This is a genomic window from Propionivibrio limicola (assembly GCF_009469695.1).
In the GTDB taxonomy this organism is placed as follows: Bacteria; Pseudomonadota; Gammaproteobacteria; order Burkholderiales; family Rhodocyclaceae; genus Propionivibrio; species Propionivibrio limicola.
The window spans coordinates 41423-62896 of the sequence record NZ_SSSR01000017.1 but is presented as its reverse complement, the minus strand read 5'-3'; the positions used below and the strand labels follow the sequence as shown (position 1 = coordinate 62896).

Genomic DNA, 21474 nt, shown 5'->3' with positions numbered 1-21474 from the left:
GGGAGAAAAGAAATGAGCGACAAAATCAAAGTGATGGTCGTCGACGACTCCGCGCTTGTCCGGCAAGTGGTAACGCAGGCGCTTTCCCGCGATCCGTCAATCGAAGTCATCGGCACCGCACACGACCCGCTATTCGCGCTCGACAAGATGAAATCCCGGTGGCCGGATGTGCTGATCGTCGACATCGAAATGCCGCGCATGGACGGCCTGACGTTCCTCAAGAAAGTCATGGCAGAGCGTCCGACGCCGATCATCATTTGCTCCTCGCTGGCGGAACGGGGCGCGCAGGTAACGATCGAGGCCCTGGCGGCCGGAGCGGTCAGCATCGTCACCAAGCCCAAGCTCGACCTGAAATCGTTTCTCGAGGATGCCTCGAACGACATCATCGCCGCCGTAAAAGCAGCCGCCAAGGCCAATCTGCGGGCCCTGCACCGGCCTGCCCCGTTGTCTCCACGGCCAGCCAGTACGGCATCGTCAGTCACGATTGATCGCCCGAAGAATTCGGCGGATGTGATTCTTCCTGCGCCGCACGGCGAAACGAAAATCTTCGGGACGACCGACAAGCTGGTGGCCATCGGCACGTCAACCGGAGGCACCCAGGCGCTGGAAGCCGTATTGACCCGGCTTCCGGCTGTATGCCCCGGCATCGTTGTCGTCCAGCACATGCCGGAAAGGTTTACGGCCATGTTTGCCGAGCGGTTGAATGGCCTGTGCAAAATCGAGGTGCGCGAAGGCAGGGACGGCGACCGGATACGCCCGAGCCTCGCGCTGATTGCGCCGGGCGGCAAGCATATGCTGGTGAAACGGAGTGGCGCTCAGTACTACGTGGAGGTCAAGGACGGGCCGTTGGTCAACCGGCACAAGCCGTCGGTCGATGTGCTGTTCCGTTCCGTGGCCCAAGCCGCCGGCAAAAACGCCCTCGGCATCATCATGACCGGCATGGGCGATGACGGGGCGCGCGGGCTGAAGGAAATGTTCGATGCCGGTGCTTCGACCGTTGCCGAAGACGAATCAAGCTGCGTTGTCTTCGGCATGCCCAAGGAGGCGATCAAGCTTGGTGCCGCTGAAAAAATCGTTCCGCTCGATGGAATTCCGCCCCTGATTACTGGCTACGGAAATATATAACAAACAACGCGTTGCGATTTGTTTCAAACGTACAACGCGAGGTCTTTCCGGGGTTATTTCTGCGCGGTCAGATGCGGCCAAGCCATCCGCATGTAGTAGCCCATCGACCACAGAGTTAACGCGGCCGCAATGTAGATGAGCCACGTTCCGATTTCCTGCACATCAAAACCCCAAACCGGCTTGTAGTAGAGAAGCAGCGGAATCGCCGCCATTTGCGCTGTCGTCTTGACTTTGCCAATCATGGAGACGGCAACGCTCTTCTGGGCGCCGATCTGCGCCATCCATTCGCGCAAGGCGGAAATGGTGATTTCGCGTCCGATAATGATGATTGCGATAATCGCATCCACCCGACCGAGGTGAACCAATATGATCAAAGCGGCGGCGACCATCAGTTTGTCGGCCACCGGATCGAGAAACGCGCCGAAGGCAGAGGTCTCGTTCCAGCGGCGGGCGAGGTAGCCGTCAAGCCAGTCCGTCGCGCCCGCCACCATGAAAATCAGCGTAGCAGACAGATCGCGAACCGCCATCAGCGACCAATGCTCCGGCACGTAATAGAGCGCCACCATCAAGGGGATCACGACGATCCGCAGCCAGGTCAGGAAAATCGGTATGTTGGTTGGCATCAGTGCAAAGCCGCGTAAATTTTTTCGGCCAGTTCCCGGCTGATGCCCGGAACTGCAGTCAATTGGTCGATTCCCGCACCGGCAATACCTTGCAACCCGCCAAAATGCGCAATCAGTGCCTTGCGACGTTTGGGGCCAATCCCGGCGATTTCATCGAGCCGCGATGTCTTGCGCGTTTTGCTGCGTTGCATGCGGTGACCCGATACGGCAAAACGGTGCGCTTCGTCGCGAATTTCCTGAATCAGGTGCAATGCGGGGTGTTCCGGCGGTAATTGTAACGGTTCGCGACCGTCGGCGAAAACAAGAACTTCAAGACCCGGCTTGCGCAATTCGCCTTTTGCCACGCCGACCATCGGCAAATGCCCCAGTCCCAGTTCTTCGAGCGCCGAAGCCGCTGCATTGACCTGCCCTTTGCCGCCATCGATCAGAATGAGCGTCGGCGCGGCGCTTTCGCCCGTCGACACTTTTTCATAACGGCGCGAAACGGCCTGCCGCATCGCCGCGTAGTCGTCACCGGGCTGAATGTCCTTGATGTTGAAGCGCCGATATTCCGACTTGCGCATACCGTTACCCTGATACACGACGCACGAGGCCACCGTCGACTCGCCCTGCGTATGACTGATGTCGAAACATTCAATACGCGCCTCGCTCCCTTCTTCCAGTTCCAGCGCCAACAATTCCAGCAGCGCCTCAAGACGTGTTTCCTGTCGGGCCAGAAGGCTGCGCCGCGCCACGATGGACAGTTTGGCGTTCTGCACGGCCATGTCGACCCACACCTTGTGCGTTGTCAAACGCGGTTCGGCCACTGGCACCGGCCGGCTGGCCAATTCCGCCAGTGCTTCGGCCACGTCGTTATCCGGCAGCGGCATATTCAAATAGATGCGCGACGGGATCGGATGATTCAAGTAATGCTGGAAGAGGAACGCCGACAGCACTTCGGCGGGCGAACTATCAACGGCATTGCTCGGAAACTGCGGTTTGTCGCCGAGATGCAACCCACCACGCACCATGGCCAGATTGACGCACAGAAGACCGTTTTCTTCGACCACGACGACGATATCGACATCCTCGCCGCGACTGCTTTCCACGTACTGCTTTTCTTGCACACGGCGCAGTGACTGGATTTGATCGCGGTAGACGGCGGCCTGTTCGAAGGCAAGTTCGGCCGCCGCCTTGTCCATGGCCTCGGTCAAACGACCGATGACCTCCTGTTGCCGACCGAGCAGGAACATCGACGCCATCTGGACGTCCTGCGCATAGGCCTCCGGCGTGACGAGATCGACGCAGGGACCGGAACAGCGCTTGATCTGGTAAAGCAGGCAGGGGCGCGAGCGGTTGCTGAAGACGGAATTTTCACAGGTGCGAAGCCGGAACATCCGCTGCAAGAGCGTAATGCTCTCGCGCACGGCGGTCGAGGACGGAAACGGCCCGAAATAGTCCGCCTTGCGGTCGGTCGAACCGCGATAAAAGCCAAGCCGCGGAAAGGCATCGCGCGTGATGACGATGTAGGGATACGACTTATCGTCACGAAACAGGATGTTGTAGCGGGGCGCCAGGCTCTTGATCAGATTGTTTTCGAGCAACAACGCTTCGGCTTCCGAACGGGTCACCGTCGTTTCGACCTTCGCGATTTGCGCGACCATCAGCGCGATGCGCGGACTCGGATGGTTCTCCCGAAAATAGGACGCCACCCGCTTTTTCAGATTCTTTGCCTTGCCGACATAGAGCACGTTCCCCTGAGCATCGAGCATGCGATAAACGCCGGGCAAATCCGTGAGCGTGGCAAGCAGTGTTTTGGGGTCGAAGGTTTCTTCCATGCGCGGGAGACGTTACGATGTGGCGCTTGATGGTATCACGCGTCCAGACCTCCCCATGACGACATCGCCCTCTCTGCCGCCCCCTTCGCGCTGGGACATTTTCTGCAACGTCATCGACAACTTCGGTGACATTGGCGTCTGCTGGCGTCTCGCCCGTCAACTCGCCTCCGAGCAAGGTTTCGCGGTAAGGCTGTGGGTTGACGACCTGGCGTCCTTTAAACGGATTTGCCCGGAAATAGACCCCGCCAAAACGGAGCAATGCGCGGCGGGAATCGAGATCAGGCTGTGGGCGAAGGATTTTGACGCGGTTATCCCCGGCGATGTGGTCATCGAAGCCTTCGCCTGCCGGTTGCCCGAGCGCTTCGAAGCCGCCATGGCTCATCGGTACCCCAAGCCGATCTGGATCAACTTCGACTATTTGACGGCCGAAGAGTGGGTCGAAGAATGCCACGCCCTTCCCTCGCCCCATCCGACCTTGCCGCTCACGAAATATTTTTTCTTCCCGGGATTTACCGAATCCACCGGCGGACTTCTGCGTGAGCACGGCTTGCCAGAACAACGCTCTGTCTTTGAAGCATCGCCGGTTGAACAGGAAAGGTTTCTGGCAGAAATCGGCCTGCCGCCCGCGAATGAAAACACTTTGCAGATATCGCTTTTCAGCTATGAAAACCCCGCGATCCGCGACCTCCTCGCCGCGTGGGCCGAGGGAAGTCGCACGGTCCGATGCCTCGTTCCGCTCACGCGCAATCAGAAGGTCATCGAGTCCTTCATCGGGGAGCCACTGCAGATCGGCTCATCCGTGCGCAAAGGCCGGCTGGAACTCTGCCCGATTCCGTTCATTCCGCAACCGGACTACGACAAACTGCTCTGGTCCTGCGATATCAACTTTGTGCGTGGCGAAGATTCCTTCGTGCGGGCGCAATGGGCCGCAAAACCGATGTTGTGGCAGATTTACCCGCAGGACGACAACGCACACATTGCCAAACTGGAGGCGTTTCTGAACCGTTATTGCGATGGCTTGCCCGAGGAGGAAACCGGCGTGATGCGACAGTTCTTCGTTGCATGGAACAATGCCCCTGGCGCATCCACGATTACGCCACATTTCTGGGAAACATTTGCAAATATGCTCCCAACGCTGAGGCGCCATGCCCATACGTGGGAAAAATCGCTGTCAAAACAGCAAGATTTATGCGGTCGGCTGGTGCAATTTTGCCGATCCAAGTTATAATCCGCGGCTAAATTTTTACCCGATAACCCCCGGAACGAACTTAGATTATGAAAACCGCACAAGAACTTCGCGTAGGCAACGTGTTTATGGTTGGCAACGACCCGATGGTCGTCATGAAGGCTGAATTCAGCAAATCCGGCCGCAACGCCTCGGTCGTCAAGATGAAGATGAAGAACCTGTTGACCGGCACCGGAACGGAAACCGTTTATCGTGCCGACGACAAATTCGACACCGTACAACTGGACCGCAAGGAAGTGACCTATTCCTACTTTGCCGATCCGATGTACGTCTTCATGGATACCGATTACAACCAATACGAAATCGAAGCCGAGTACATGGAAGATGCACTCAAGTACCTCGAAGAGGCCATGCCGTGCGAAGTCGTTTTCTACAACGACAAGGCCATCTCGGTTGAACTGCCAACCATGCTGGTTCGTGAAGTCACCTACACCGAACCGGCCGTCAAGGGCGACACGTCGGGCAAGGTCATGAAGCCGGCCCGCATTACGACCGGTTTCGAGCTGCCGGTCCCGGCATTCGTTGAAATCGGCGACAAGATCGAGATCGACACGCGTACCGACGAATATCGCGCACGCGTCAAGTAAGAGACCCCTCTTCAACAAAAAAGGCAGCCTCAGCTGCCTTTTTTGTTATGCACGACCGTTGCCCGTTATCGAAAAAAATGCACGTCGTAAGGATAAGCGCGAGCCGGCTCTGCGCTTTCGCGGATTCTCTTCTGCTCCTCGACGTCGACCGTCTTATCCCACAACAGCGCCAACCCTTCTTCCTGCTCCTTTGCCCACTCCGGATGCTTTTCACGCATCTCACGCAGGAATTTGGTGTATTCGGACTCGTACAACGCCATGCTTCATCTCCGCAAAAAATGGGTGGGTAATCTGGTTCGCCTGACTAAAACATCGGGTTCCAGAGAATAACAATTATACCTTCCCACTCCGCTTCAAAATCAGTGAAAAACGATAGGCTTTGCCGCACCGGCACAATAATCGTCGAGTAACGAGTCGATCGATTCTTCATCACGACATTCATCCGGAATATTGTCGATCGCTTCGCGCAAACCGACAGCCACTGAACCTTGCACGAATAAACTCCGGCTCCCAAGCTTATCGACCAGTTCGAACGCCTGCCGGATGGGGTAGGCAACAATCGCGTAATGGTCGCTGTTATAGACGAGGTTCATGGCAACTCCTTTCTGCGCAGTTTTACAACTTGCCGGACTCCGTCACGAGCAATCCAAGCTACCTAGAAAGTGTGTCTCATTTGCCAGAATTCAAGGCAGTCGATATATCCACTACCTATCTTTCAGACTAGACCGGATATCTCAAAGTTCAACACGGCTCCGGGAATCCAAAGTGGCGCACCAAACAAGCGCTGTCGCTGCCCTTTGAGGGGAAAAAGCAATTATTCCAATCGCTTTCAGTTGCTTCAGCAACTTACAATACAAAGAAAATATTTTTGTGCAATTGCCCTTCTCCCTTGCAAAAAGATCAAGACTCCCCTCAAGAAGAACGAAAGCTCAGGCCCCAATGCCTGAGCATCGACCTGGAGGTCGGGCGCAGTAGCGCGATCATTCATCAGCTGGCCGCCTTGCGCGGCGATAACGGTGACCGCCTGACGTTTCCGCCCGGCGAACTGGCAACAGCCCTCGATGCGCTGGACCGGTTGGCCGACGATGCAGCCTTCCTGCTCGGACACAACCTGATCGCCTTCGACCTGCCGCAACTTCGCGCGGCCCAGCCGAATCTGCGCCTGCTTGGGAAACCGGTGATCGATACCCTGCGGCTCAACCCGCTGGCCTTTCCGAAAAATCCTTACCACCACCTCGTCAAGCATTACCAGGATGGCCAGTTGCTGGCCAATCGCAAGAACGATCCGCTGCTCGATGCGGAACTTGCCCTGCAAGTGTTCTGCGACCAGGATCTGGCCCTGCGCCAGATGCAGCACGCTTCGCCCGACCTGCTGCTGGCATGGCACTGGCTGACGACGCTCGACCAAAGCGTTTCCGGGCTGAACCGCTTCTTCATGATGGTGCGCGAGGGACGACGGCCCACAGAGGAAAACGCCAAAGCCGCCCTGCGCCGCCTGCTCGCCGGAAAGACTTGCACGCAGGCCGCTGCGCGAATCGTCGATACGGCGCCACAGATCGCCTGGCCGCTCGCTTACGCGCTGGCCTGGCTGTCAGTGGCCGGCGGCAATTCCGTCATGCCGCCCTGGGTCCGCCATCAATTTCCCGAAGCCGGACAACTGGTCCGCCAACTGCGAGACATCCCCTGCTCCGATCCTGACTGCGCGTGGTGCCGCCACGAGCACGATTCGCTCAAGCAACTTCAACACTGGTTCGGAAAGACTTACGGGTTCCGCCCCGAACCGGTCGATCGGGAAACCAGGTTGCCGCTGCAGCAGGTCATCGTCGAAAGCGCCATGCGCGGTGAACACAGCCTCGGCATTTTGCCGACCGGCACGGGCAAGTCGCTGTGCTACCAGATTCCTGCCCTGTCGCGTTTTGCCCGCACCGGTGCACTGTCGGTGGTCATCTCGCCGCTGGTGGCACTGATGGAAGATCAGGTCAAGGGCTTGCGCGAACGCAGCATCGACTGTTGCGCGGCGATCAATGGCCTGCTGTCGATGCCCGAGCGCGCCGATGTGCTCGAACGTGTCCGCTTGGGGAACGTCGGAATCCTGCTCATTGCTCCCGAACAGCTGCGCAATCGCAGCGTGCGCAAGATGCTGGCGCAACGCGAAATCGGCGCCTGGATTTTTGACGAAGCGCACTGCCTGTCGAAATGGGGACAGGATTTCCGCCCCGACTATCGTTATGTCGCCCGTTTTATCCGGGAAAGCCACGAAGCTTCGCCCGACAAGACACTGCCGCTGATCCAATGCCTGACGGCGACCGCCAAGCCCGAGGTTATCGCCGATGTTGTCGGCCATTTCCGGGAAAAATTGGGCATAGAAATGCGTGTGCTCGACGGTGGGTCCGAGCGCAAGAACCTGAAATTCGATGTCATGCAGACCACCGCAACGGAGAAATACGACCGCGTTGCCCGTCTGATCGCCGAGGAGCTGCCGCCGGACAGATCCGGCGGTGCCATTGCCTATTGCGCCACGCGCAAACAGACAGAAGACCTCGCCCGGTTTCTTTGCGACAAGGGACTGGCCGCAGCGGCTTACCATGCCAGGTTGCCGCCGGAAACCAAGAAGGAAACCCAGAAAGCCTTCATTTCCGGCCAACTGCGCGTCATTGCCGCGACCAACGCCTTCGGCATGGGCATCGACAAATCCGATGTCCGGCTGGTCGTCCACGCCGACATCCCCGGCTCGCTGGAAAATTACCTGCAGGAAGCCGGGCGTGCGGGACGCGACCGGGCGGCGGCACGTTGCGTGCTGCTTTATGTCGGCAACGATGTCGAGCGCCAGCACAGCATGTCCGCCGCATCCCGTCTTTCGCGGCGCGACATCCAGAGCGTGTTGCGCGCCCTGCGCCAGTTGAAAGGCAAGAAAAACCGCGACGAGAGCCTCGTCGCCACGTCAGGCGAAATCCTCGACGAAGACGAGGAAGGCGCTTTCAAGCGCGACATCGCGACCGACGACACGCGCGTGCGCACCGCCATCGCCTGGCTGGAAGAAGCGGGTCTCGTCCGCCGCGAAGAAAACAGCGTGCAGATTTTCCCGTCCGCGCTGCGCATCAAGAGTCTTGCCGAGGCCGATGCCCGACTGGCAACGCACATCCCCGACGGCAACGACCGGAAAAAATACCTGAACTTGCTGCAAATCCTGATGAGCGCGCCGGCCGATGAGGGCATCACCACCGACGAGCTGATGGCGAGCAGCGGCTTCGACTCGGATGCTTTGCGCGAGGCTCTGCACCTTTTCGACCAGTTGGGCATTTCAAGCAACGATACCGGCATGACCGCCTTCGTCCATGCCGGTGTCGAACGCTCGTCAAGAAAACGCCTCGAAGAGGCCTGCGCACTGGAAAAAGCCTTGATTGCCCAACTCCGGGAAACAGCGCCCGATGTCATGGCGGGTGACGGCTATCCGCTGTCCTTGCGTCTTCTGGCCCAACAACTGAAAGATCGGGGCCATTCGGAGGCACTGCCACAGCGGCTGCGTCAGATCATCGGCGGTCTGGCCGGCGATGGCCGGGATAACCCGGATGGCCGCGGCAGCCTGGCACTCAAGCGCTCCGCAGACCCGGATACGGTGCATGTCACCCTGAACCGTTCTTGGAAAGTACTCGAAAAAATTGCCGAACGGCGACGCGCGGCCGCCCTCCGGATGCTTGAACACTGGCTCTCCTGCCTGCCCAGCGGCACGCGCGGTATCGATCTGCTGGCCGAAACGACGCTTGGCCAGTTGACCGCCAGCGTTGCCGGCGATGCGGTGATCGCCAGCGAAACGCCGGACTTGCGCAAGCTGGTCGAACGCGCCCTGCTCTGGCTGCACGAACAGGAAGTCCTGCGCCTCAACAAGGGGCTGGCGATTTTCCGTACCGCCATGACCCTGCATCTCGAAAGCAACTGGAAACTGCAATTCGAGAAAAGCAGCTACCAGCCCCTGCAACTGCATTACAACGAACTGACCCGGCAGATTCACATCATGGCGGAGTATGCCGAACGCGGCATTCAGCGCATCACCGACGCCATGCAACTGGCCGTGGATTACTTCCGGATGCCGCGCGACGAATTCTGCCAACGCTGGCTGCCAGGCCGGGAAGATGAACTGATACGGCAAACCACGCCGGAATCCTGGGAATCCATTGTCGAAACGCTGGCCAAACCGAACCAGCGCGCCATCGTCACCGACGAGCGTGAAAACACCAACGTCCTCGTTCTCGCCGGCCCCGGGTCGGGCAAGACGCGTGTTCTTGTCCACCGCGTCGCTTACCTGATCCGCATGCGCCGCGAGAATCCACGCACCATCCTGGCGCTGGCCTACAACCGGCACGCCGCGCTGGAGATCCGCCGCCGTTTGCGTGAACTGATCGGCGATGATGCCTGCGGCGTCACGGTCATGACCTGCCACGCGTTGGCCATGCGGCTGGTCGGGGCCAGTTTCGCCGAACGCAAGGAACAGCGCGATGACGATTTCGACGCCATCCTCGAAGAAGCCACCGCCCTGCTCGAAGGCCGCGGCTTGCCCCCGGAAGAGGCCGATGTGCAGCGCGATCGTTTGCTTGCCGGTTTCCGCTGGATACTCGTCGATGAATATCAGGACATCGGCCCCGGCCAGTACGCCCTGATTTCGGCGCTGGCCGGGCGCAAACGGAGCGACGAAGACGGAAAACTCAACCTGTTTGCCGTTGGCGACGACGATCAGAACATCTACGCGTTCGCAGGCGCCTCGGTCGAGTTCATCCGGCGCTTCAGCGACGATTACCAAGCAAAAACTCAGTACTTGATCGAGAACTACCGATCGAGCGCAAACATCATCGAAATCTCAAACGCGCTCATTGTCCCCGCGCGTGAGCGCATGAAACACGAGCAGCCGATCCGGATCAACAACGCACGCTCCAAGTCACCGGCCGGCGGTGAATGGCAAAGCCACGACAGCGTGGCGCAAGGCCGGGTGCAAATCCTGCCCGCCGGCAAAACCGCCGAACAACAGGCCATTGCCGTCCTCACCGAACTCCAGCGTCTGCAGCCGCTTGGTCTTGATCTGAGCAAAACGGCAGTCATCGCCCGCCAGTGGAAATTCCTCGATCCATTGCGTGCCGCCTGCGAAAACCTTGGCCTCCCGGTCAGCATGGCCGATGAGGATGCGCCGCCGCTTTGGCGTCTGCGCGAAACCCAGGCGTTGCTTGCCTTTACCGAAACACAAGGACCTCTCATCAGAGCCGGGATACTGCAAGACTGGCTGGCCAGCCGGAACGACGGAGGATGGTCGGAGAGCCTGCGGGAAGCCATCGCTGCCTTTGCCGAAGAAACGCAGGATGCTGAAGTCTCCCTGCCCTGTTTCCGCGACTGGCTGGCCGAATGGGGCCACGCCAGCCGACGGCGGCAAACCGGCCTGCTGCTGTTGAGCGCGCACCGCGCCAAGGGACTGGAATTCGATCACGTCTTCGTGCTCGACGGCGAATGGCAGCGACAAAACGGCGAAGATGCGGATGCCGCCCGCCGCCTCTACTACGTGGCGATGACCCGCGCCCGGCAAACGCTGACTCTGGCCCGGATGGACGGCAATCACCCACTGCTTGATAGTCTCCCGGACAGTCCGGCGTTGCTGCGTCGCCCGCCGACGCAATGGCTGCCTTCGCCACCGGGCTTGCAGCACCGCTACGTCCTTCCCTCGTTGGGGGAGATTGTTCTCAGCTTTGCCGGTCGTAAAAGCGCCGGCGATTCGATCCACCGTCGCCTTGCCGCCTTGCATGTCGGAGACGCGCTACGCCTTGAGGCCGGCGAACGCGGCTTCCGCCTATTGACTCTGGAAGGCCAGGAAGTCGGCCGTTTTTCCAGTAAATTTTCGCCCCCCAGAGGATTGCGCTGCATCGCCGCCAAGGTGCGTGCAGTCATGGTCTGGCGCAAGCGCGACAGCGATCCGAAATTCCAGGATCGCTGTCGTTGCGAACAATGGGAAGTGGTGTTGCCGGAACTGATTTTCGCGCCCTGATTTTCTTAGCGTTCGTTTCGCGCAGCAAAGCTGCGCTCCTACAATGCCGACGGCCACGGTAGGAGCCCGGCTCCGCCGGGCGATTCAGGTCCCCTGAAAAAAATGCCCGGAGCGCGAAAGTCTCCGGGCATTTCTCGTATGGCGGACTACGACTACGAACTACGCCTTATCGAATCGAATGATCCCGCCGGTGCAAGACACACGGATCGTGTCCTTTGCGGCGAAGCGCCCTTCGAGGATCGCCTTGGCCAGCGGATTCTCGATCTGCGCCTGGATGGCGCGCTTCAACGGCCGGGCGCCAAACACCGGGTCGAAACCGGCCGTAGCGATTTCGGACAACGCACTGTCGTCGACTTCCAGCCCCATTTCCATCTGCGCCAGACGCTTTTCCAGATAACCGAGCTGGATCTTCGCGATCGACTTGATGTGCTTCTCGTCAAGCGCATGGAAGACGACCACTTCGTCGATGCGGTTGATGAACTCGGGCCGGAAGTAGGTCTTCACCTCGCCCATCACCGCCAGCTTGATCACCTGATAGTCGTCGCCGGACATCTGCTGGATCATCTGGCTGCCGAGGTTGGAGGTCATCACGACGACGGTGTTCTTGAAGTCGACGGTGCGCCCCTGCCCGTCGGTCATGCGGCCGTCGTCGAGCACTTGCAGGAGCACGTTGAACACGTCCGGATGAGCCTTCTCGACCTCGTCGAGTAGGATCACGCTGTACGGTTTGCGGCGCACCGCCTCGGTCAGGTAGCCGCCCTCCTCGTAGCCGACATAGCCGGGAGGCGCGCCGATCAGGCGAGCGACCGAGTGTTTCTCCATGAACTCGCTCATGTCGATGCGGATCAGGTGTTCCTCGGAATCGAACAGAAAACCGGCCAACGCCTTGCACAGCTCGGTCTTGCCGACGCCGGTCGGGCCGAGGAAGAGAAAGGAACCGTAGGGACGGTTCGGATCGGCAAGGCCGGCGCGCGAGCGGCGGATGGCGTCGGAGACGAGACGGACCGCCTCGTCCTGTCCGACGACGCGCTGGTGGATGCGCTCTTCCATCGCCAGCAGCTTCTCGCGCTCGCCCTGCATCATCTTGGAAACCGGGATGCCAGTCGCCCGTGAGACGACCTCGGCGATTTCCTCGACGCCGACCTGCGTGCGCAGCAGTTTGTTTTTCTCGGCGCTGTCACCGGATTTTTCGGCGGCTTTCAACTGTGCTTCGAGTTGCGGCAGCTTGCCGTATTGCAGCTCGGCGAGCTTATCGTACTGGCCCTTGCGCTGCAGTTCGGCCATCTGCGCCCGCAGCTTGTCGATTTCTTCCTTGATGTGCGCGCTGCCCTGGACCTGAGCTTTTTCAGCCTTCCATACTTCTTCAAGATCGTTGTATTCGCGCTGCAGCTTGAGCAGTTCGTCCTCGATCAGCTGCATACGTTTCTTCGAAGCTTCATCCTTTTCCTTCTTAACCGCCTCGCGCTCGATCTTGAGCTGGATCATGCGCCGGTCGAGCTTGTCCATGACTTCCGGTTTCGAGTCGATTTCCATCTTGATGCGCGCCGCCGCCTCGTCGATCAGGTCGATGGCCTTGTCCGGCAGGAAGCGGTCGGTGATGTAGCGGTGCGACAACTCGGCCGCGGCGACGATGGCCGGGTCGGTGATATCGACGCCGTGGTGCAGTTCGTACTTCTCCTGCAAGCCGCGCAGGATGGCGATCGTGCTCTCGACGCTCGGTTCGTCAACAAGAACTTTCTGGAAGCGACGCTCCAGCGCGGCGTCCTTTTCGACGTACTTGCGGTACTCGTCGAGCGTCGTCGCGCCGACGCAGTGCAGTTCGCCACGCGCCAAGGCCGGCTTCAGCATGTTGCCCGCGTCGATGGCCCCTTCGGCCTTGCCGGCGCCGACCATGGTGTGCAGCTCGTCGATGAAGACGATGATCCGTCCCTCATCCAGCGCGATTTCCTTGAGCACAGCCTTCAGGCGTTCCTCGAACTCGCCACGATACTTGGCACCGGCCAGCAGCGCCGCCATGTCGAGGCTCAGCACTTTCTTGCCCTTGAGCGACTCCGGCACTTCGTCATTAACGATGCGCTGCGCCAACCCTTCGACGATGGCCGTCTTGCCGACCCCCGGTTCGCCGATCAGCACCGGGTTGTTCTTGGTGCGCCGCTGCAGGATCTGGATGGTGCGGCGGATTTCGTCGTCGCGGCCGATCACCGGGTCGAGCTTGCCTTGGCGGGCGCGCTCGGTCATGTCAATGCAGTACTTCTTGAGCGATTCGCGCTGCCCCTCGGCCTCCTGCGAATCGACGCCCTGCCCGCCACGCACGGCCACGATCGCCGCCTCCAGTGCCTTGCGGTTCAAGCCGTGCAGCGTGGCCAGCCGCCCGGCTTCACCCTTGTCCTCGCACACGGCAAGCAGGAACATCTCGCTGGCGATGAACTGGTCACCGCGCTTTTGCGCCTCCTTATCGGTGAGATTGAGCAGGTTGATCAGGTCGCGGCCGATCTGCACCTCGCCGCCATGCCCCTCCACTTTTGGCAGACGGTCGACGGCTTGATCCAGCGAAGTCTTGAGCGCTTGCACGTTGACGCCGGACTGCGCCATCAAGGACGACGTAGCACCGTCTTCTTGCTGTAGCAGTGCAAGCAACAGATGCACCGGCTCGATCATCTGGTTGTCGTGGCCGACGGCAAGGCTCTGGGCATCGGCCAGCGCCTGCTGGAACTTGGTGGTCAGTTTGTCTTGTCGCATGGCGATCTTCCTCGGGGAAAAATTCTGGATGACGTGAAAATGGGGCATGTTGCGTGCGTTTCAAGTGCCGTTTCGGACGCAGCGCCCATTTCTCGAATGACCGGCTTGTTCGACGCGCTTTCAGTATTTCCCGGATAATCGCCTTTTTCCAGAATTATCCGACTGATCCCCGCCCGCCGCCCCCCCATGCGTAATTTGATTCCGTCGCGCTACGCCCACCCTTACCTGTTACTGACGCTGACCACACTTTTCTGGTCCGGAAACATGGTCGTAGGCCGCGCACTCCGCAATGACGTCCCACCGTTCGCGCTGGCCTTCTGGCGCTGGGCGATAGCGTTCCTGCTCGTCTTGCCGCTGGCGTTGCCGCATTTGCGCAAGCAATGGCCGCTGCTCAAGCGACGCTGGCCCGCCGTGCTGTTGCTCGGGGCGCTAGGCGTTGGCGGCTACAACACATTTGCGTATCTCGCCCTGCAGCACACGGCCGCGACGAATGCCCTCCTGCTCAACTCATTCATCCCGATCGCCACGATCGCGCTTTCGTGGGCTTTTCTGAAGAAAAATCTGCGCCCCATCGAATGGCTGGGGGTGCTGCTTTCGCTCGCGGGGGTTGCGATCATCGTCGCCCGCGGTGAATTGGCCACGCTGGCGCAACTGACGCTCAACATCGGCGATTTGTGGATGCTGCTGGCCGTCCTGGTCTGGGCTGCCTATACCATCGGCCTGCAATGGCGGCCGTCAGGCGTCGATCCGATGCTTCTGCTGGCGGCGTTTTCAGCAGTGGGGCTGGCGATTCTGGCGCCGGCCTACGCGTGGGAAATGGGACAGGGACGGGCCATCCGGCTCTCGCTGGAATCGCTGTCCGGGATTCTCTACACCGGCACCTTGCCGAGTTTCGTCGGCTACGTTTTCTATAACCGCGCGGTCGGCGAGGTCGGCGCCAGCAAGGCCAGCCTGTTCATTCACCTGATGCCGGTCTTCGGAACCCTGCTTTCCGCGGTCTTTCTCGATGAAATTCCGCACCTTTATCATGTAACGGGGATTGCGCTCATCTTTACCGGCATCTACCTGACGACCTCTGTCGGCAAATCCCGGCGGTAGCGGTTCGGCCCATTCCATTTTTCCATCATGTTCAGCTTTCGACAGTTTCTGCGCCAGTTGCAAGGGAAGAACGAGCCCCCCCCGCTCCCCGATCGCCTATGGCATGAAACGCTGGCGGCATTGCCTTTTCTTGACCGTCTGAGCGACGAAGAAAAAATGCGGCTGCGGCAATTGACCGAGAAATTTCTGGCGGAAAAGGAGTTTTCCGGCGCCGGCGGCCTGCAAATCACCGACGCCATGTGTGTGTCGATCGCGGCGCAGGGCTGCCTGCTGGTGCTCAATCTCGGGCTGTCGTATTACCGCGACTGGGTCGGCATCATTGTCTATCCAGACGAATTCGTCGTCCCAAGGAGCGTCGAAGACGACTTCGGCGTCGTTCATGAATACGACGACGTGGCCTCTGGCGAAGCATGGAGCGGTGGTCCGCTGCTTATCTCCTGGCACGACGTGCAGCTGGCCGGCGAAGGCTACAACGTCGTCATTCACGAATTCGCCCACAAGATCGACATGCGCAATGGTGAGGCAGACGGCTTTCCGCCATTGCCCGCGAACGATCTGTCGCGCAAGGAATGGGGAACGACATTTTCCGAAGCCTACGAGGATTTTTGCCGTCGCGTCGATGTAGCCGAACGGCGCGGCGACGAACTTGTGCTCGACCACTATGCGGCCGAAGACCCCGCCGAATTCTTTGCCGTGATGACCGAGACTTTTTTCGACATGCCGGAACTATTGCGCCGCGAGTATCCCGACATCTACGGGTTGCTCAGCCGTTTCTACCGGCAATCGCCCTAACCGCCCCATCGACGCCGGACGCTTATTCCGTCGCCTCCATCCTGGCGGAAAAGACGCTGGCCGCAACAATCATCGCCCCCCCCAACGCTTCCCGCAGCCCAAAGGCTTCGCCGGCCAGCAGCCAGGCCGCCATAGCGGCAATACCGACCTCGGTCAGCATGATGACGATGGCCCGATTGGAGGCCACGTGGGTCAATCCAAACTGAACAACCAGATTGACGACGACCAAGATGCTTCCAATCAACCCGATCTGCAACCATGCCGCGCTGCTGGCAAGCCCGTCGGACGGGGAATAACCGGCCAGCAAGAGCGCCCCGCCGACGATCACGACGCCGGCAAAGGCCACCATCGATTTGACTTCGATCGTAACGTTGTGCGCGTAGCGGGACAGGACATTGAACAGGGCAAATGAAAACCCGGCGCCGAGCCCGAACCAGTCGGCCGCGTGCGTCGGTATCGGCAGCCCCGCTTCAGGATGCCAAAGAATCGTCGCCGCGCCAGCCAGCGAGAGCGCCACCACGAAGGCACCGAAGCGATTCAGCCGCTCCCCGAGCAGAATCCGGGAGAGCAGTACGGTCCACAGCGGAGCAAGATAAAAGAGGAGCAGCACCCGGACCACCTCCCCATGCAAGGTGCCCATGACGTAACCGATATTGCAGCCCCCGGCGGCCAGCGCCAGCCAGAAGAGGCTCCAGGACGGGGTGATGCCGGTGAGCGCGCGGCGGAAGAAAACGAGGCCAAGCAGGAACGCCACCGCATACGTCGCCATCGTCCCGCTGACGCCATCGACCCCCAAGTCGCGCAGTATCCGGTAGGGGTACCAGATCAGTCCCCACACCAGGGCGCCGGTCAGAAGTGCGAGCACCGCGGTTTTTTGCGTGCGGTTTCCCGGTGCGACCGTTTTTTGTTGCGTATTCCCCATTCTTCGGCAATTTCCCTTCCAGCGAGCCCCGGCGTTCCGCAAGCCGGCGATGCCCTTTATAATCCACGCTTCCTACACGATCACTGCAGACAACGTGAATCCCTACCTCTCCAAGCTTCAAACCTATCCGTTTGAAAAACTTCGTCAGCTGCTGGCTGGCGTAACGCCCAATCCCGCTTACAGCGAAGTCAAGCTTTCCATCGGCGAACCGCAGCATGAAACACCGGCCTTCATCAAGGAAGCCCTGATCGGCGGACTCGGCGGACTGTCGAGCTATCCTAGCACGATCGGCCAGCCGGCCTTGCGCCGTGCCATTGCCGACTGGATGGAGCAGCGCTACGGTCTGGAAGGCATCAATCCGGATACGCAAATTCTCCCGGTCAACGGTTCGCGCGAAGCGCTGTTTTCCTTCACGCAGACGGTCGTCGATCCGTCGAAGGGCTACGTGCCGATCGTCGTCAGCCCCAACCCGTTCTACCAGATCTACGAGGGCGGCGCCTTCCTTGCCGGGGCGGATGTCCGCTTCCTGAATACGCTGCCGGAAACCAACTTCGGTTTCGATTACAGCAGCCTTTCCGAAGACGAATGGCGGCGCGTCCAGCTGATGATCGTTTGCTCACCGGGCAATCCGACCGGCAAGGTTTTCGATCTCGACGACTGGAAAGAGCTGTTCGCGCTCTCGGACAAATACGGTTTTGTGATCGCCTCCGACGAGTGCTACTCGGAAATTTACTTTGAAGAAGGCAAGCCGCCGCTCGGTGGTCTGCAGGCGGCGAAACTGCTCGGCCGCAATTTCGACCGGCTGGTCATGCTGTCCAGCCTTTCCAAGCGCTCCAACGTACCGGGCATGCGCTCCGGCTTTGTCGCAGGTGACGCGACCATTCTCAAGCAGTATCTGCTGTATCGCACCTACCACGGCTGTGCGATGAGCCCGGCTTTCCAGACAGCCAGCATCGCCGCTTGGCAGGACGAAACGCATGTGGTTGCCAATCGCGAGCAATACTGCAAGAAATTCGCCTCCGTGACGCCCATGCTGGGCGAAGTGCTCGGCGTGTCGATGCCCGACGCCAGCTTCTACCTGTGGGCCAAAACCCCCATCGCGGATACCGAATTCGCCCGTCGTCTGGTCGCCGACTACAATGTCTATGTCCTGCCGGGCAGCTTCCTCGCTCGCGAGGCGCACGGCGTCAATCCGGGCGCCGGCTACGTGCGGATCGCGCTCGTCGCGCCGCTCGAAAAGTGCCTCGATGCCGCCGAACGCATCCGTCAATTCACCCAACAACTGTAATTTCAGAAAGAACATTTCATGACGCACCCTCTGCAAGCACTCATCGAAGAACTCTGGGAACGCCGCGCCGAACTCTCGCCGCAATCGCCCGTTGATACCATCGCCGCCATCAATCAGGTCATCGGCTCGCTCGACGCCGGGACGCTGCGCGTGTCGGAAAAAATCAACGGCGAGTGGGTCACCCACCAGTGGATCAAGAAGGCCGTCCTGCTCTCGTTCCGCATTCGAGACAACGTTCTTCAGCAAGGCGGCGACCTGCACTTCTACGACAAGGTCGACACCAAGTTTGCCGACTGGAGCGAGCAGGATTTCGTCCGCGGCGGCTTCCGCGTCGTTCCGCCGGCCGTCGTGCGCAAAGGGGCGTATATCGCGAAAAACGCCATCCTGATGCCTTCCTACGTGAACATCGGCGCATACGTTGACGAAGGCACGATGGTCGATACGTGGGCCACGGTCGGCTCGTGCGCGCAGATCGGCAAGAACGTGCATCTGTCGGGCGGCGTCGGCATCGGTGGCGTGCTGGAGCCTCTGCAGGCCAACCCGACGATCATCGAAGACAACTGCTTCATCGGTGCGCGCTCCGAAATCGTCGAAGGCGTTATCGTCGGCGAAGGCTCGGTGATCTCGATGGGCGTCTATATCGGCCAATCGACCAAGATTTACGACCGCGAGACGGGCGAAGTCAGCTATGGCTTCATTCCGCCGGGCTCGGTCGTTGTTTCCGGCAACCTGCCGGCCAAAGATGGCAGCCACAGTCTCTACTGCGCCGTGATCGTCAAGAAGGTCGACGCCAAAACTCGCGCCAAGACCAGCATCAACGATCTGCTGCGCGGCGACTGATCGCTAGTATTCATTCACCCATTCATTCTCACCTCCCGGCGGAGAACACATGATTCTGGATAAGCTCTTCCAGCTGATGTCGGAAAAACAGGCTTCAGACCTTTTTATCTCCGCCGGCGTCCCCATCCACATCAAGATCCAGGGCAATTCTCACCCGATCAATCAGCAGGTGATGACACCGGCAATGATCGAAAAGATTGCCTATGAACTCCTGACGCCGGATCAGGCGAGGACGTTTGAAGCGACGATGGAGATGAACCTCTCCTTTGGCGTTCCGAACGTTGGCAATTTCCGGATCAACCTGTTCCGCCAACGCGGATCGATTTCGATTGTCGTCCGCTTCATTCTTGGCAACATTCCAGCGCTGGACACGCTGATGCTGCCGCCGATTCTCGCCGATGTCGTCATGGAAAAACGGGGGCTGGTCCTGATCGTCGGTGCTACCGGCTCCGGCAAATCGACCACCATCGCCTCGATGCTCGATTACCGGAACGCCAACCGCACCGGACATATCCTGACCATCGAAGATCCGATCGAATACCTGTTCAAGCACAAAAAATCGATCGTCAACCAGCGCGAACTTGGCATGGATACGCTGGGCTGGGAACACGCGCTCAAAAACGCCATGCGTCAGGCGCCGGACTGCATCCTGATCGGTGAAATCCGCGACAAGGAAACGATGCAGGCAGCAATCGCTTATGCCCAGACCGGGCATTTGTGCCTGGCCACCCTGCATGCCAACAACAGCTATCACGCACTGAACCGGATCATCAATTTCTTCCCGCTCGAAAACCGCACAGCTCTCTACCTCGATCTCTCGGCCAGCCTGAAAGCGATCATCTCGCAGCGCCTGGTCACGAAACCGGACGGTAAACGCACCCCGGCAGCCGAAGTCCTGCTGAACACGCGCCATATCCAGGAATTGATCGAGCGCGGTGAAATTCAGGCCATCAAGGAAGCGATGGAGCAAAGCCTGGCGCCGGGGTCACAAACTTTCGAACAGGATCTTTTTCGGCTCTACAAAGAGGGCATCATCACGCTTGATGAAGCATTGGCCCATGCCGACTCGCCCACCAACCTTTCTTGGCTGATCAACAATTCGCAAATCGGCGTCCCCGGGCAAAATAGCGCGCCCGCCGAGGACGTTCCGCTCGACTTCGCCGAGACCCACCCAAATGGCACGTCGTTCACCGAATTCTCGTTAAGCCTGGATGAGCCCCCCGTTGAAGAACAACATGCCCCTTGACCCTACACTCGCTCTCGCCGAACAACTGATTGCCTGCCCCTCGGTTACCCCCGACGACAAAGGCTGCATGGCAATCATAGAGGCGCGCCTCAAGCCCCTCGGCTTTACGTTCGAATACATCAATCGCGGCGGTGTCACCAACCTCTGGGCGCGTCGCGGCAATTCGGCTCCCCTCTTCTGCTTTGCGGGCCACACGGACGTCGTTCCTCCGGGACCAGCCGAGCAATGGCTGACGCCACCTTTTACACCCTCGCAGCACGACGGTTTCCTTTACGGACGCGGCGCCGCCGACATGAAAGGTTCACTCGCCGCCTTTGTTACGGCAACGGAAGCCTTTCTTGCGCAGCACCCCGATCATTCGGGCTCAATCGCGTTCTTGCTGACCTCCGACGAGGAAGGCGATGCCGTCGATGGCACGGTCGCCGTGATCGAGTCGTTGCAGGCACGCGGAGAACGCATGGATTACTGCCTGGTCGGCGAACCGACGGCAGTCTCCAAGCTCGGCGACATGGTCAAGAATGGCCGTCGTGGCTCGCTCTCGGCCAGGCTGACGATCAAGGGAATTCAGGGACACATCGCTTACCCGCATCTGGCCAAGAATCCGATTCACCTGGCCGCGCCCGCCATTGCCGAACTGGCGGCCACCACGTGGGACCAAGGCAATGAATTCTTTCCGCCAACGACCTGGCAAATCTCGAACATCCACGCCGGAACCGGCGCGAACAACGTCATTCCGGGACATGTCGATATCCTCTTCAACTTCCGTTTTTCGACGGCCAGTACGCCAGGAGAGTTGCAGCACAAGCTTTGTGCCATTCTGGACAGGCACGGACTTGACTACGAAATTGCCTGGACGCTCGGCGCCAAACCGTTCCTGACCGGCGGTGGCGAACTGGTCGAGGCATCGCTCAACGCCATCCGTGAAGAACTTGGCATCGACTCCGAACTATCGACCACGGGGGGCACTTCCGATGGCCGCTTCATTGCCGAGCTCTGCCCGCAAGTCATCGAAATCGGACCGGTCAACGCCACCATCCACAAAATCAACGAATGCGTCGAAATCGCCGCGCTAACGCAGCTTTCATCGATCTATCGGCGCATTCTCGAACAACTTCTTCCGTAACTACCC

General features: G+C 59.6%; 16 protein-coding genes. 10 read left to right on the top strand and 6 right to left on the bottom strand.

The features are described from left to right. Positions 1-12 precede the first annotated feature (12 nt). Complete coding sequence (locus tag GH659_RS11625; RefSeq protein WP_153111571.1) at positions 13-1125, top strand: protein-glutamate methylesterase/protein-glutamine glutaminase; 1113 nt, start codon at positions 13-15, stop codon at positions 1123-1125. A 53-nt stretch (positions 1126-1178) separates the two neighbouring features. On the opposite strand, the gene pgsA is transcribed toward GH659_RS11625, so the two are convergent. Then, positions 1179-1748 carry a CDP-diacylglycerol--glycerol-3-phosphate 3-phosphatidyltransferase gene (gene pgsA, locus GH659_RS11620; RefSeq protein WP_153111570.1) on the bottom strand — a complete coding sequence of 190 codons (570 nt, stop codon included), beginning with the start codon at positions 1746-1748 and terminating at the stop codon, positions 1179-1181. Next, positions 1748-3565, bottom strand: coding sequence for an excinuclease ABC subunit UvrC (gene uvrC, locus GH659_RS11615; protein ID WP_153111569.1), 1818 nt, complete (start codon positions 3563-3565; stop codon positions 1748-1750). The genes pgsA and uvrC overlap by 1 nt, the downstream gene beginning before the upstream one ends. Before the next feature lie 19 nt (positions 3566-3584). On the opposite strand from uvrC, the gene earP reads away from it, so the two are divergent. Together earP and efp are read left to right on the top strand one after the other, a co-directional pair. Next, positions 3585-4793: an elongation factor P maturation arginine rhamnosyltransferase EarP gene (gene earP / locus GH659_RS11610; RefSeq protein ID WP_246167827.1), complete on the top strand. Its 1209-nt coding sequence runs from the start codon at positions 3585-3587 to the stop codon at positions 4791-4793. Positions 4794-4840: 47 nt separating this feature from the next. Continuing rightward, positions 4841-5398 (top strand): elongation factor P, encoded by a 558-nt coding sequence (gene efp / locus GH659_RS11605; protein ID WP_153111568.1) that lies wholly within the window; start codon positions 4841-4843, stop codon positions 5396-5398. A gap of 65 nt (positions 5399-5463) precedes the next feature. On the opposite strand, the gene GH659_RS11600 is transcribed toward efp, so the two are convergent. Together GH659_RS11600 and GH659_RS11595 are read right to left on the bottom strand one after the other, a co-directional pair. Further along, positions 5464-5658, bottom strand: coding sequence for a DUF3460 family protein (locus tag GH659_RS11600; RefSeq protein ID WP_153111567.1), 195 nt, complete (start codon positions 5656-5658; stop codon positions 5464-5466). Positions 5659-5757: 99 nt separating this feature from the next. Beyond that, a complete protein-coding gene (locus tag GH659_RS11595) occupies positions 5758-5991 on the bottom strand; it encodes a DUF3567 family protein (protein WP_153111566.1) in 234 nt (77 codons plus the stop codon). 296 nt (positions 5992-6287) lie between these two features. Between GH659_RS11595 and GH659_RS11590 the strand changes: the two genes are divergently transcribed. Next, positions 6288-11420 carry a RecQ family ATP-dependent DNA helicase gene (locus tag GH659_RS11590; RefSeq protein WP_211364218.1) on the top strand — a complete coding sequence of 1711 codons (5133 nt, stop codon included), beginning with the start codon at positions 6288-6290 and terminating at the stop codon, positions 11418-11420. Positions 11421-11579: 159 nt separating this feature from the next. Here the strand turns inward: GH659_RS11590 and clpB are convergent, their stop codons facing one another. Then, positions 11580-14159 (bottom strand): ATP-dependent chaperone ClpB, encoded by a 2580-nt coding sequence (clpB, locus tag GH659_RS11585; RefSeq protein ID WP_153111565.1) that lies wholly within the window; start codon positions 14157-14159, stop codon positions 11580-11582. Between the two features lie 186 nt (positions 14160-14345). Here clpB and GH659_RS11580 point away from each other — a divergent pair, with 186 nt between their 5' ends. Both GH659_RS11580 and GH659_RS11575 read left to right on the top strand, forming a co-directional pair. Next, positions 14346-15257 carry a DMT family transporter gene (locus tag GH659_RS11580; RefSeq protein ID WP_153111564.1) on the top strand — a complete coding sequence of 304 codons (912 nt, stop codon included), beginning with the start codon at positions 14346-14348 and terminating at the stop codon, positions 15255-15257. A 27-nt stretch (positions 15258-15284) separates the two neighbouring features. Continuing rightward, a complete protein-coding gene (locus GH659_RS11575; protein WP_153111563.1) occupies positions 15285-16049 on the top strand; it encodes a M90 family metallopeptidase in 765 nt (254 codons plus the stop codon). 22 nt (positions 16050-16071) lie between these two features. Here GH659_RS11575 and GH659_RS11570 read toward each other — a convergent pair whose 3' ends face one another. Beyond that, positions 16072-16971 carry a DMT family transporter gene (locus GH659_RS11570; RefSeq protein ID WP_153111562.1) on the bottom strand — a complete coding sequence of 300 codons (900 nt, stop codon included), beginning with the start codon at positions 16969-16971 and terminating at the stop codon, positions 16072-16074. Positions 16972-17065: 94 nt separating this feature from the next. Here GH659_RS11570 and dapC point away from each other — a divergent pair, with 94 nt between their 5' ends. Genes dapC through dapE form a run of 4 tightly spaced genes read left to right on the top strand, consistent with a single transcriptional unit; the run spans position 17066 to position 21468 of the window. Beyond that, a complete protein-coding gene (gene dapC / locus GH659_RS11565; RefSeq protein WP_153111581.1) occupies positions 17066-18259 on the top strand; it encodes a succinyldiaminopimelate transaminase in 1194 nt (397 codons plus the stop codon). Between the two features lie 18 nt (positions 18260-18277). Continuing rightward, complete coding sequence (gene dapD / locus GH659_RS11560; RefSeq protein WP_153111561.1) at positions 18278-19099, top strand: 2,3,4,5-tetrahydropyridine-2,6-dicarboxylate N-succinyltransferase; 822 nt, start codon at positions 18278-18280, stop codon at positions 19097-19099. Positions 19100-19148: 49 nt separating this feature from the next. After that, positions 19149-20345 carry a PilT/PilU family type 4a pilus ATPase gene (locus GH659_RS11555; protein ID WP_153111560.1) on the top strand — a complete coding sequence of 399 codons (1197 nt, stop codon included), beginning with the start codon at positions 19149-19151 and terminating at the stop codon, positions 20343-20345. Then, the gene (gene dapE / locus GH659_RS11550; protein WP_246167826.1) at positions 20335-21468 is read left to right on the top strand and encodes a succinyl-diaminopimelate desuccinylase; all 1134 of its coding nucleotides are present in this window, start codon (positions 20335-20337) and stop codon (positions 21466-21468) included. The genes GH659_RS11555 and dapE overlap by 11 nt, the downstream gene beginning before the upstream one ends. The last annotated feature ends 6 nt before the right edge of the window (positions 21469-21474 follow it).